General features: G+C 39.4%; 11 protein-coding genes and 1 tRNA gene. 2 read left to right on the plus strand and 10 right to left on the minus strand.

The window, feature by feature from the left end:
- Positions 1–584: 584 nt before the first annotated feature.
- From rpsO to QL995_RS05670, 7 genes are all read right to left on the minus strand, one after another.
- Positions 585–854 (minus strand): 30S ribosomal protein S15, encoded by a 270-nt coding sequence (gene rpsO / locus QL995_RS05640; protein WP_007585509.1) that lies wholly within the window; start codon positions 852–854, stop codon positions 585–587.
- 153 nt (positions 855–1,007) lie between these two features.
- On the minus strand, positions 1,008–1,967 hold the full coding sequence (gene truB / locus QL995_RS05645; protein ID WP_007585508.1) for a tRNA pseudouridine(55) synthase TruB: 960 nt from the start codon (positions 1,965–1,967) through the stop codon (positions 1,008–1,010).
- A complete protein-coding gene (rbfA, locus tag QL995_RS05650; RefSeq protein WP_007585506.1) occupies positions 1,951–2,436 on the minus strand; it encodes a 30S ribosome-binding factor RbfA in 486 nt (161 codons plus the stop codon). Before rbfA ends, truB begins: the two co-directional genes overlap by 17 nt.
- A gap of 156 nt (positions 2,437–2,592) precedes the next feature.
- Positions 2,593–5,253, minus strand: coding sequence for a translation initiation factor IF-2 (infB, locus tag QL995_RS05655; RefSeq protein WP_007585504.1), 2,661 nt, complete (start codon positions 5,251–5,253; stop codon positions 2,593–2,595).
- A 25-nt stretch (positions 5,254–5,278) separates the two neighbouring features.
- Positions 5,279–6,778: a transcription termination factor NusA gene (nusA, locus tag QL995_RS05660; RefSeq protein ID WP_007585502.1), complete on the minus strand. Its 1,500-nt coding sequence runs from the start codon at positions 6,776–6,778 to the stop codon at positions 5,279–5,281.
- A 39-nt stretch (positions 6,779–6,817) separates the two neighbouring features.
- The gene (gene rimP / locus QL995_RS05665; RefSeq protein WP_002958482.1) at positions 6,818–7,273 is read right to left on the minus strand and encodes a ribosome maturation factor RimP; all 456 of its coding nucleotides are present in this window, start codon (positions 7,271–7,273) and stop codon (positions 6,818–6,820) included.
- A 281-nt stretch (positions 7,274–7,554) separates the two neighbouring features.
- Positions 7,555–7,631: transfer RNA gene (locus QL995_RS05670), tRNA-Met, on the minus strand.
- Positions 7,632–8,061: 430 nt separating this feature from the next.
- Between QL995_RS05670 and QL995_RS05675 the strand changes: the two genes are divergently transcribed.
- Together QL995_RS05675 and QL995_RS05680 are read left to right on the plus strand one after the other, a co-directional pair.
- Positions 8,062–8,523, plus strand: coding sequence for a globin domain-containing protein (locus QL995_RS05675; RefSeq protein WP_007585499.1), 462 nt, complete (start codon positions 8,062–8,064; stop codon positions 8,521–8,523).
- Between the two features lie 191 nt (positions 8,524–8,714).
- Positions 8,715–10,271, plus strand: a complete 1,557-nt coding sequence (locus tag QL995_RS05680) for a cryptochrome/photolyase family protein (protein WP_197188626.1) — start codon at positions 8,715–8,717, stop codon at positions 10,269–10,271.
- Between the two features lie 59 nt (positions 10,272–10,330).
- On the opposite strand, the gene QL995_RS05685 is transcribed toward QL995_RS05680, so the two are convergent.
- The 3 genes from QL995_RS05685 to QL995_RS05695 form a co-directional block, all read right to left on the minus strand.
- Positions 10,331–10,777, minus strand: coding sequence for an Hsp20 family protein (locus QL995_RS05685; RefSeq protein ID WP_007585496.1), 447 nt, complete (start codon positions 10,775–10,777; stop codon positions 10,331–10,333).
- 229 nt (positions 10,778–11,006) lie between these two features.
- Positions 11,007–11,537, minus strand: coding sequence for a peroxiredoxin-like family protein (locus tag QL995_RS05690; protein WP_007585494.1), 531 nt, complete (start codon positions 11,535–11,537; stop codon positions 11,007–11,009).
- A 113-nt stretch (positions 11,538–11,650) separates the two neighbouring features.
- The gene (locus QL995_RS05695; protein ID WP_290293623.1) at positions 11,651–13,048 is read right to left on the minus strand and encodes a sigma-54 dependent transcriptional regulator; all 1,398 of its coding nucleotides are present in this window, start codon (positions 13,046–13,048) and stop codon (positions 11,651–11,653) included.
- Between the last annotated feature and the right edge of the window lie 2 nt (positions 13,049–13,050).

Here is a 13,050-nt window from a genome sequence, read left to right on the forward strand (position 1 = left end):
ATCAAAGTACCAATTACAGTACATAATTGTATTCAGTTGGAAATCAATTAAGTACTACAATTGGCAATGATGTGAATAAGCGTAGATAAACCTTTTTACCTACGCGCATAGTATATACCAAAGCTGCTTCAAAATGCGAGTCTAGGGTGTGTTGATCTTTGTGGATTGAAATTTGTTCAATCTAGGGTCGATTTAATCACGGCGCGAGATTTGTAACCTAGTGGGCTAAGTAAAAATCGAGCAACAAAGAGTTAATCGCCCCTAGGATGAACCCGCAGGGCAGCGCATGTTTGGCATTTATGCTGCGTTATCGCCTATTTATGGGGAATAACCACACTACATAGGCGCTGCCTTGCCTAAAGACCAAACATACAGCTGCAAAATTAATCACGAAAGGTCAACACACACTAGCTACTAGATTTAAACTGGGCTAATTAGCGGGTAAATACAACAGCTATTGGTAGGCTATGAAATGGGGGTTTTATATTATAATTCAATAGGTTTAAGAATTTTCTTAATTTGGAAACACAAATTTCAGGCACAAAAAAAGGAGCTAAAAAGCTCCTTTTTCTATAATCTAGTTCTTAGCGACGTAGGCCAAGTTCTTTGATTAACGCAGTATAACTAGTGATGTCTTTACCTTTAAGGTAATCAAGTAGTTTACGGCGAGTGCTTACTTTACGAAGCAGACCACGACGTGAGTGGAAGTCATGCTTGTGATCAGCAAAGTGACCTTGAAGCTTGTTGATGTCAAAAGTAAGTAATGCTACTTGTACTTCTGATGAACCTGTATCGCCTTCTGCACGTGCAAATTTAGCAATGATATCGATTTTTTCTTGATTGCTTAGTGACATAGTAACTCCAAAAATTAAATTTAAAAGGTGTCTTAGCCGATCACTAATTCAGCCAAAACGATTAAGCGGGCGTATTCTACCAACTGTAGGAATAACTACAAGCTAATTATCCCCAACTACAACTAATAAGCCACCGTTAGGCACATTAGTTGCTTATTCAGGCTTTACGTAATCGTCTTGCTGACTAGCAAGACCACGTTTAACCTTTAAATGACCGTTTGAGTTACGCTCACCAGTACCAATAAATATATTATCCGCAACAACTTTAATTGCACCATCAGGTAAAGCGATTGATAATTCTACAGCTTGCCCGTGACTAAAAATTCCCCCTTGTTCTTTTGTAATTTCAACAACGGGTAAATCAGTTAAAGCAGTATCAATTGGTAGCAATAGCGAGTCTAAATAAGTTGAAGGCGCAAGCTCTTCTTCTTTCGCTTTAGCAAGCAACGCTTCAATCTCATCAAGCGAGACCATTTTATCTGCCGGATACTGACCAACAGCGGTTCTGTGGAGCATAATAACGTGTGCGCCACAGCCTAGGTTTTCGCCTAAATCATCAACGATTGTACGAATGTAGGTCCCTTTAGATACATGGGCCGTCATTTGTAATACGTTGCTTTGTTCATCAAATTCGTCAAACGATAAGCTAAACACGTTTATTTTTCTGCATTTACGAGGAACTTCAATACCTTCGCGCGCGTACTTATATAACGGTCTACCTTGGTACTTAAGAGCTGAGTACATTGACGGATATTGTTCAGACTCACCAACAAAAGCAGCTATTTCTTTTGTTAGCTGTTCACGCGTAACGTTCACATCTTTAGTGCTAACAATTTCGCCATCAGAATCTGATGTTGTTGTACGCTCACCCAGTTGTGCACGAACGATATAGGTTTTATCTGTATCGAGTAAAAACTGCGTAAACTTAGTCGCTTCACCAAAACAAATTGGCAGCATACCTGTGGCAAGTGGATCTAAAGCACCTGTGTGCCCAGCTTTTTGCGCAAAATAAACACTTTTTGCTTGCTGTAATGCTTTATTTGATGAAATGCCTTCAGGTTTGTTTAACAACAAAATACCGTCAACTGCACGGCCTTTACTGCGCTTTGCCATCTGTATCAGTGCCTTCTTCGCTATCTGTATCGTCTACGTGATCAGTACCTTCTTCGCTATCTGAAACATCAGCAGCATCAACACTTTCTACGTCTTCATCTACATGCTTTGCGTTATCTTCGCGAATAATAGAATCCACTAAATTAGAAATACGCATACCTTCCATTAATGAGTTATCAACTACAAACTTTAACTCAGGCATTATACGTGCACGGATACGCTTACCAAGTAACGAGCGAATATAGCCCGTTGCTTCATTAAGTACTTTTGCGCTTTGCTTTGCTGCGTCTTCATCTTGTGTGTTAAACACAGTAATGAAAATTTTGGCATAAGATAAATCGCGCGATACTTCTACCGCTGACACTGTCACCATACCTAAGCGTGGATCTTTAATTTCGCGTTGTAAAATTACAGCAATCTCTTTTTGGATTTGCTGTGCAACACGATCAGTGCGAGAAAATTCTCTCATTATACTTGTCCTAAAATAATAACTTATTGAAATTAAATAATAAGTTAACTAAATAATGGATATGCAAATGGGGGCTAAGCCCCCATTTAAAATCTTAGCGTAGGGTGTGTAGAACGTCCGGCGTTAACCTGAGCGTTCAATACTCCCTAGTAACAATTATAGAGTACGTTGTACTTCAACTGTTTCGAATACTTCGATTTGGTCACCAACACGTACGTCATTGTAGTTCTTAACGCCGATACCACATTCCATGCCGTTACGAACATCAGCAACATCGTCTTTAAAGCGACGAAGTGACTCAAGTTCACCTTCATAGATAACAACGTTTTCACGTAGTACACGGATTGGAGCGCTACGTTTAATAACACCTTCAGTAACCATACAACCAGCGATTGCGCCAATTTTTGGAGACTTGAATACGTCACGAACTTGAGCAAGACCAATGATTTCTTGTTTAAACTCTGGCGCTAGCATACCTGACATTGCTTGTTTAACTTCGTCAATCAAGCTGTAGATTACGCTGTAGTAACGTAGGTCTAAGTTTTCAGTCTCGATAACTTTACGAGCTGAAGCATCAGCACGAACGTTAAAGCCAACTACAATTGCGTTAGACGCTGCAGCTAGTGTTGCATCAGTTTCGGTAATACCACCAACACCTGAACCAACAATCTTCACTTTCACTTCATCAGTAGAAAGTTTAGTTAGTGAATCAGAGATTGCTTCGATAGAACCTTGAACGTCTGCTTTAAGTACCACGTTAACTTCAGAAACATCGCCTTCAGTCATGTTAGTAAACATGTTTTCAAGCTTAGCTTTTTGCTGACGTGCTAGTTTAACATCGCGGAACTTACCTTGACGGTATAAAGCAACTTCACGCGCTTTACGCTCATCTTTAACTACAGTCGCTTCGTCGCCTGCAGCAGGAATACCAGAAAGACCTAAAATCTCAACTGGGATAGATGGACCAGCTGACTTAATGTCTTTACCGTTTTCATCGCGCATTGCACGAACACGGCCATACTCAAGACCACATAATACAATGTCACCTTGGTTAAGCGTACCAGATTGAACAAGTACTGATGCTACTGGACCACGGCCTTTATCAAGACGAGATTCAATAACAACACCAGCCGCCATACCTTCAGTAGGTGCAGAAAGCTCTAAAAGTTCAGATTGGTTCAATACTGCTTCAAGAAGGTCGTCAATACCTAAGCCAGTTTTAGCTGAGATATGAACGTACTGCGTATCGCCGCCCCATTCTTCTGGAATAACGTCTAGTACAGCAAGTTCGTTTTTAACACGATCTGGATCTGCGCCTTCTTTATCCATTTTGTTTACTGCGATGATTAAAGGAACGCCAGCTGCACGAGCATGCTGTACCGCTTCTTTAGTTTGTGGCATAACGCCATCATCTGCTGCAACTACTAGGATTACGATATCAGTCGCTTTAGCACCACGAGCACGCATTGAAGTAAATGCAGCATGTCCTGGTGTATCTAAGAAGGTGATCATGTGACCGTTTACATCAACATGGTATGCACCAATATGCTGTGTAATACCACCGGCTTCGCCAGAAGCAACCTTCGCAGAACGAATGTAATCAAGAGTTGATGTTTTACCATGGTCAACGTGACCCATTACAGTTACTACTGGAGCACGTGGCTCTGACTTACCATCTTCGTGGCGGTCATTAAGTACTGTTTGCTCTAATTCGTTTTCTTTAACAATGATAACCTTGTGACCCATTTCTTCTGCAACTAATTGTGCAGCTTCTTGGTCAATCACTTGGTTAATAGTAACCATGTCACCCATTTTCATCATTGTTTTAACAACTTCAGCGCCTTTAACGGCCATGCGTGATGCAAGCTCAGCTACTGTAATTGTTTCGCTAATACGCACTTCGTTTTTAACATCAACAGTTGGTTTTTGGAAACCATGTTGTAATGATGCAGGTGCTTTTAACTTAGACTTGTTACGGCCTCTTGACGCTGCAAATTTATCTTTTGCTGGCGCTTTTTTCTTTTTCTTAGCACGGCGTGTACCTTGCTCATCACGAGCATCGGCAACATCTTCTGCTTCACGTGCATAAGTAGAAGTCGTAAGATGGTGATCCGCTGTTTCTTCGCGTTTCTTACGTTCTTCTTCTTCTTTCTTCCAGCGTGCCGAGTTTTCTTCAGCTAGCTTTCTTGCTTCTTCTGCTTGACGTTTCGCTTCTTCTTCAGCTTTCTTCAATGCGGCCTCTTCTGCTTCTTTTTGCAGACGCTCAGCTTCTATGCGATCTTTCTCAGACTTAGCACTTTGCTCTGGGGTCATCTGCTTTTGTTTCGCTTTACGCTCTGCATCAGCTTTGCGTTTAGCTTCTTCTTTGGCTTTACGGTCGGCTTCTTCTTTCGCTTTGCGTTCTGCCTCTTGTTTCGCTTTTAATTCTGCGGCTTCTTGGTCAGCTTTTTGCTGCTCTTCAAGACGCACTTTTTCTTCAGCAGCTAAGCGAGCTTGCTCTTGTTCTTGTTCCATTGCGCTTTTCTTCACGTAAGTACGTGTTTTGCGAACTTCAACTTGAACATCTTTTGCTTTACCAGTAGAGCCCGTAACACTTAAAGTGCTTTTGCTCTTACGTTGTAAAGTCATACGCGCTGGGCCATCTGAACCTGTACCGCCATGATGCTTGCTTAAATGATCAAGTAACGTTGCTTTTTCAGCTTCTGTTACGTTATCAGTTGCTTGCTTAGTGATACCTGCTTGTGAAAACTGCTGTAGCAATTTATCAACAGTCGTACCTATATCGCCGGCTAGTTTTTCAACATTTACTTCTGCCATAGTGTGTAATACCTCCGTTAATAAATTACTCGTCTGCAAACCAACAAATGTTTCGTGCAGCCATAATCAGTTCACCCGCTTTTTCAGATGAAAGTTCTGTGATATCAACTAATTCGTCAATACCTTGCTCTGCCAAGTCTTCAAGTGTAACAACACCCTTGCTTGCCATAACAAATGCTAAGTGACGCTCTAAGCCTTCAAGCGCAAGTAAGTCTTCAGCTGGCTCTGCGCCATCTAAGCTTTCTTCCGTTTTAAGTGCTTTAGTTGTCAATGCATCTTTTGCGCGTGAGCGCAGTAAATCTACAGTCTCTTCATCAAGACCATCAATTTCTAAAAATTCAGACGCTGGTACATACGCCACTTCTTCAAGTGTCGAGAAACCTTCGTTGATAAGTAATGATGCAAACTCATCATCAATTTCTAAATTTTCAGTGAATAAGTTAAGTAACTTATCAGATTCAGCTTCATTTTTAGTACGCATGTCTTCAACAGTCATTACGTTTAGTTCCCAGCCAGTTAACTGACTTGCTAAACGAACGTTTTGACCATTACGACCAATTGCTTGCGCTAGGTTATCTGCTTCTACAGCGATATCCATTGAGTGAGTGTCTTCATCCATTACGATTGAAGCAACCTCTGCTGGCGCCATTGCATTGATAACAAATTGTGCCGGGTTGTCATCGTAAAGTACGATATCAACACGCTCACCGCCAAGTTCTGACGATACAGCCTGAACTCGTGCGCCACGCATACCAACACATGCACCAATTGGGTCAATGCGTTTGTCGTTAGATTTAACGGCAATTTTAGCGCGTGAACCTGGATCACGTGCTGCTGCACGTAATTCAATCATCTCTTCGCCAATTTCTGGCACCTCAATGCGGAATAATTCCATTAGCATTTCAGGTTTAGAGCGCGTTACAAATAATTGTGCACCGCGTGCTTCAGGCTTAACTTCATATAAAAGACCACGGATACGGTCACCCGGGCGGAAGTTTTCACGTGGTAACATGTCATCACGGTAAATTACCGCTTCTGCGTTGTTACCTAAATCAAGTACGATTGCATCGCGAGTTGCTTTTTTAACAACACCCGTTACCAGCTCGCCTTCTTGATCTTTGTATGCTTCAACAACTAAAGCGCGCTCAGCTTCACGTACTTTTTGTACGATAACTTGCTTAGCCATTTGTGTTGTAATACGGTCAAATTTGATTGAGTCGATTTGCTCTTCAACATAATCACCCATTTGCAAATCAGGTTCTTCAACCTGTGCTGCTTCTAGAGTGATTTCGCTGTATGGGTTCTCTAAAGAACCATCTTCTAATACAGCGGCAATCTGCCAACGACGGAACGTATCGTAATCACCGGTTTTACGGTCAATTGCTACGCGTACTTCAATTTCGCCATCGTGTTTTTTCTTTGTAGCTGTCGCTAAAGCGAACTCTAGAGCTTCAAAAATCTTTTCTTTTGGAACCGCTTTCTCATTGGAAACGGCTTCAGCAACCAATAATATCTCTTTTGCCATGGGTAATGCCTCGCTTGCCCTATTCCTTCGCACTCGAATTTAAAACTTCGCGATTAAATTCGCACGTTCGATGTTACTAAGCATGATCAGATGCTCTGCACCATCGCTAGATAGTGTGATCATATCGCTGCTAACTGCTACTAAGTCGCCTTTAAAATTACGACGACCATCCTGTGGAAGTTTAGTACGCACGCGTACTTCCTCTCCTTGCGCCTGCTCGTAGTGATCTTGTTTGAATAATAGACGATCAACACCAGGAGACGATACTTCCAAATCATATTCATTTGTAATTGGGTCTTCGACGTCTAAAATCGCACTAATTTGGCGACTTGCATCCGCACAGTTATCAACTGAGATCCCATCCTCATGAGCAATATATACTCTTAAGGTAGAATGGCGACCCGCTTGCACAAATTCAAGACCATGCAATTCAAAGCCTAACATTTCTACCGCAGGCGTTAACATGGTTACTAAATCTTGTTCAAGTTTTGTCACGAAAATCCTCCATACAAACAAAAAAAGGGCTTATAGCCCTAAAATACTGAGTTTAAGTTTTAATTTGATGACAATTGCCACAAATCGCAAGGTGCAGATACAACAACGCCCCGAACCAAGCGGGGCGTCACACCAATAAAGCATAAAACTGTGTGGCCTAGGGCCAAGCTTGGTTGCGAGTCAGTAAACTGACCTAATTAAACTACATAGTCTAAAACGCAAAACGCGCATTACTTAGAATGCGCGATATAAATTAGTAAGGTAATACCTACTAGTAGAATTGGTTGCGGGAGCCGGATTTGAACCGACGACCTTCGGGTTATGAGCCCGACGAGCTACCAGACTGCTCCATCCCGCGCCAATAGATATCAAACTTTAAATTTAATATCGCTGTTAGCTGTTTTACAACATGCTAAACAATGGCCGCTATTATAAGGATGTACGGGATGATTAGCAACTATAATACGCAATTAGTTTATAAAATTTCCAATTCGTCAAGATGCTAATTTAATGTATATATAAGTAACATAAGTAATCAATCAATTTTATAAAATGCTGTCTCTAAATTATTAAATATTACAGCTTATTATTTTTGAGTGAAAATCAAACAAACTAAATTTGAGCTACCTTAGTACCTTTTAGATGCTTACAATTTACCAGAAAATAAATTGATATAACTAAAACCCATACTTTAACACTAAAAAAACGTGCAGAATTTTATCTGCCCGCTATAATCAATTTTATGCCACTTAATAATAATAGTTATTACTCACTGCAGCGAGATAAAAATGAACCAACAACAATCAGCATTGTTAAATAACTTAACAATTATTAAGCCAAATTTTCATGCATTCACGGCTCGATTTCACAGTAAATTGGCTGAATCTAGCATTGAAATGAATTACCCAACAGCCTTACAATTTAACGAAAAGAGTTTTACCCTTTTTTGTGTGTTAGAACGAATTGTTAAACATTTAGATAAGCCAGCATCGGTAGCTCCTTTTTTAGCACATCATTTAATGTACCTAAAAAAAAGCAGTGTTTCGCAAAGTGACATTGCACTATTATCTGATGCGTTTTACGAAACCCTTAAAGAGCACCTTGGTAAACACTTTACTCCTGAGAGCCAGCTCGCTTGGAAAAAAGCCCTTAAATATTTTGAAAACTTTGCCAGCAATATTCTATTTAATGTATCTAATGTGGTTTCGTTACAACAAAAAATGCAGCAAAAGCAAAGTAATAAAATTTAAATATAAAATTTTAGGGGTGGCAATTTAACTTACTCAACCTCCCCATTAATTAAACTCATTTGCACACCATGATCCAACACGCCTTTATTGCCTTGATAATCGGTTAAGCCTTTTTGCTCTATTCACTCGTAGTTAAATAGTAAAACGATCCTTTAATTAAATACGTCCGTATAAAAAAATTTGGCTTTACTATGACCCATCACAAAACACTCAGACTAATACTAGGCGATCAGCTAAACCCATCTCATTCATGGTACAAGCAAAAAGACGACGACACGCTTTACCTCATCGCAGAACTAAAACAAGAAACTGACTACGTTAAACATCACATTCAAAAACTGTGTGCTTTTTTTAATGCTATGGAAAACTTTGCAACTGCATTAAACACGGCAGGTTTTAATGTTTTGCATTTAACACTTGATGATACCGATGACGACAAGGACTTGATTGAATTACTCAAGCGAGTTGCCGATAAATACCAATGCGACTCTATTGAATATCAATACCCTGACGAGTTTAGGCTAAAATCTCAATTAGCTAAGTTTAAAAGTGATAGCTCATTAAATGTAATTGCTACAGATACTGAACACTTTTTATTACCGTTCACCGATATAAAAACACGCTTTACAAAAAACAAGCATGTAACAATGGAGCACTTTTATCGTGCTATGCGTAAGCAATTTAATATATTAATTGATGATGCAAAGCCAACTGGTGGCAAATGGAATTTTGATAGTAATAATCGTAATAAATTTTCCAAAAAAGACTTAGCCGACATCCCAGAGCCTAAGTTATTCAATACTGATGTTAGCAGTATTATTTCTCGTTTAAATAAACACAACGTCGCTTATTTGGGTGAAATAAATGAACATTCACTGGAGTGGCCAACAACGCGTAAACAAGCGATTGAATCTCTTGAATACTTTTGTGAGCACTTACTTAGTCGCTTTGGTCACTTTCAAGATGCGATGACAGATCAAAGTAAAAATAATACCAGCCTGTACCATAGCCGTTTATCGTTTGCCCTAAACGCAAAAATACTCCACCCGTTATATGTAATCAAACGTGTAATAAGCGAATACGAACAAAGACCCAATGAAATATCCCTCTCGCAAGTAGAGGGCTTTACCAGGCAAATATTAGGCTGGAGAGAGTATGTACGTGCCATTTATTGGGTTAACATGCCCGACTACGCAGTTAAAAATCAATTACAAGCCAAAAATAAACTGCCATCTTATTTTTGGAACAGCTCTACAAAAATGAATTGTCTAAGCCACTCACTCAAGCAAAGCCTTGAAACCGCTTATGCTCATCATATTCAGCGCCTAATGGTTATTGGGAACTTTTGCATGCTCACAGGAATAAACCCTGATGACGTAGACAACTGGTACTTAGGCGTTTATATAGATGCCATAGAATGGGTAGAAATGCCCAACACCCGAGGCATGAGTCAGTTTGCCGATGATGGAATAATTGCAACAAAGCCTTATGCTGCAAGCGGTAACTACATTAATAAAATGAGCGATTATTGCAAAAGCTGTCAGTACGATGTTAAACAAAAAGTAGGAGATAAAGCCTGCCCGCTAAATAGCTTGTATTGGCATTTCATGAATAGACACAGAGACAGGCTAGAGAAAAACCCACGTATTGGTATGGTATATAAAAACTGGGATAAACAAGATGAAACACTTCAAGAACAAACGCTGCAACAAGCAACCTACTACCTTAATAATTTAGAAGCGCTTTAAGTAAAAAACCGCCTCAAATGAGGCGGCTAAATAATCAGGGGAATATGTACTTTAGAAGACTATTTACCTTCTATTAGATTGCTATTACCAATTTCTATTTTACGTGGTTTAAGTGCTTCAGGAATTTCACGCTGTAACTCTATGCTTAATAAGCCGTTAGCTAAATCGGCACCAAGTACTTTTACATGGTCTCCAAGCTGAAATTTACGTTCAAAGTTACGCTCTGCTATACCTTGATGAATAAACTTACGTTCATTATTTTCATCTTTATTAGCTTTAATACCTGCAACTTTTAATGTGTTGTTTTCTGACTCAATGGTTAATTCACTATCACTAAAACCAGCAACGGCCATAGTGATTCTGTATTTGTCTTTATCGAGTGCTTCTATATTGTAAGGAGGAAAACTCGGCTGCTTGTCTGTATTAGCTGCCGCATCCATAAGTGATGCTAAATGTTCGAAGCCGATAAATGAACGATAAAGTGGTGATAAGTCTACTGTACGCATAATAATATCCTCATATTTAAGCGATATTTTGCATGTGCTTTTCTATTGAACAAGCTCAAGCAAAGTTTAATTAATAATATAAATTTCAATTGTTTAAGTTTAATTTAGGACCCATCAGGCGTCCTACTTAACTATATATGGACGGTAAAATTGTTTTCAAGTAAATTTATTAAAAATAAATAAAAAAGGCACTGAAGAGTGCCTTTTTTGAAACCATGTAAAATGAATACTATTTAATAAATGTGCCCCGGATTGGATAGTCGTTTTCTCTTGAAAACTTAATCCCACCTAGCAGTTGCTCTAAATCAGGACGAACAAACGGGCTGTTTGATATATCGACCATTTGAAGCTGATTTTTTTCATTAAGCACATAAATTCCTGGTTCAGCAAATGGATGATCAGTTTCTGCACCACTGCGAGGCTCGCTAATATGTAGCCCTAAATCAGTCATTTGTTCGATTGTTAAACCATAGTAAATTGGGAAGTTAATATCTATTTTTTCAAGATGTTTATTAAGCTGCTCATGGCTATCACCACTTACTGCAACCACTTCAACTCCAGCCTCTTTAAAGTCTTTATGAACTTTAGCAAGCTCGTTGAGTTGCGCAGTACATTTAGGGCAGTGCTGGCCTCGATAAACAACAATCATTTTCCACGGAGAGTCACTTATTCTGTCAACTAAATCTACCTTTTTCTCATCAACATCACTCACTACTAGTGATGGCATAATATCCGCAGGTTTTAAACTAGTGTTACTCATTGCGATCTCCTTTTACTATTTCAGATTAAAAATTAATTTTGCTCTTACACATAGAGTTTAGGGTAACTTTTATTAATTCAACCTAAAATTGCAATTAAAAATCTATTAAAGCTTTAAGACCATCCCTTTATTTTTCTATAAATGGTAGATGCACTTACCCCTAAATAAGCAGCAGCAAGAGGAATGTTGTCTTCGCAGCTTTTGATTGCGTTTTCAATAGCCCTTTTTTCAACTTGCCATAATGGTTCTATATCGTGAACCGACATAGGAGATAATTGAACACTCTGATCGTTTGTATTGTGAATTGACTTAGTTGAGCCTGAGTGTTTTACAGCGCCTAGACCAAATGAATTTGGTAGCATATCTCTTTCTATTACATCGCCATCATTAATAACGACTGTATTTTCAATTACATTTTGCAGTTCGCGTATATTTCCTGGCCAATCGTAATTACAAAAAAGCGCCTTAACTTCATCAGAAAAGCCAATAAAATGTTTAGGGTTGCTATCGCTTTTTTGTTTTAAAATATACTCAGCGAGCAGCAAAATATCGTTTCCGCGCTCCCTTAAAGGCGGGAGCTTTACGGGGATAACATTTAAACGATAATATAAATCTTCTCTAAAGCGCCCCTCTGCTACCTCTATTATTGGATTTCTGTTGGTTGCACATACCAAGCGGACATCGCTGTGTAATACTTCGCTGCTACCAACCTTGCTAAATATGCCAGTTTGTAAAAAGCGCAATAACTTAGCTTGTAAGTTAAGCTCCATTTCACATAGTTCATCTAGAAATAACGTACCGCCGTTGGCCACTTCAACTGCGCCTTTACGATCGCTTAAAGCGCCACTAAATGCCCCTTTAACATGCCCAAAAAATTCTGATTCAAATAACTCAGCAGGGATCGCAGCACAGTTTATAGCAATAAAAGGGCCTTGGCTGCGAGGGCTCGAATCATGAAGGGTTTGTGCGCATACTTCTTTACCGGTTCCACTTTCACCTGTAATAAATACGCATGCTTTGCTTCTAGCTGCGCTATCTAGCAATCTAAAAACGGTTTTCATTGCGAGAGATTCACCAACAAAATCTTGGCTTTTATCACTGCTTTGAACCAAAGGTTGTACTTTAGCTTGCTCTTTGGGTGTTAACGCACTTTCTACTGAGCTAATAAGTCGCTGACTTGTGAAGGGTTTTTCTAAAAAATCGAAGCCACCTAAACGCATAGCTTCCACTGCAATATCAATAGAACTATTTGAGGTGATCATGACTACATTAGCAGGATTTTTTTGTTTATTTACAAATTGTAAAACTTCAAGCCCACTTATATCAGGCAAGCATACATCTTGTACTATCACCGCAGGCATTTTTTCTTTAATACCGACCAAAGCAGAATATCCATCTGCGAAATGCTTACATTCAAAACCTACTTGCTCTAGCTGACTGGCGTACAAAGCACCACTTGCGATGCTATCTTCAACAATATAAACAAGGCCTTTACCCATTATATCTGACACGG

This window comes from Pseudoalteromonas sp. APC 3358, assembly GCF_030408075.1.
In the GTDB taxonomy this organism is placed as follows: domain Bacteria; phylum Pseudomonadota; class Gammaproteobacteria; order Enterobacterales; family Alteromonadaceae; genus Pseudoalteromonas; species Pseudoalteromonas arctica.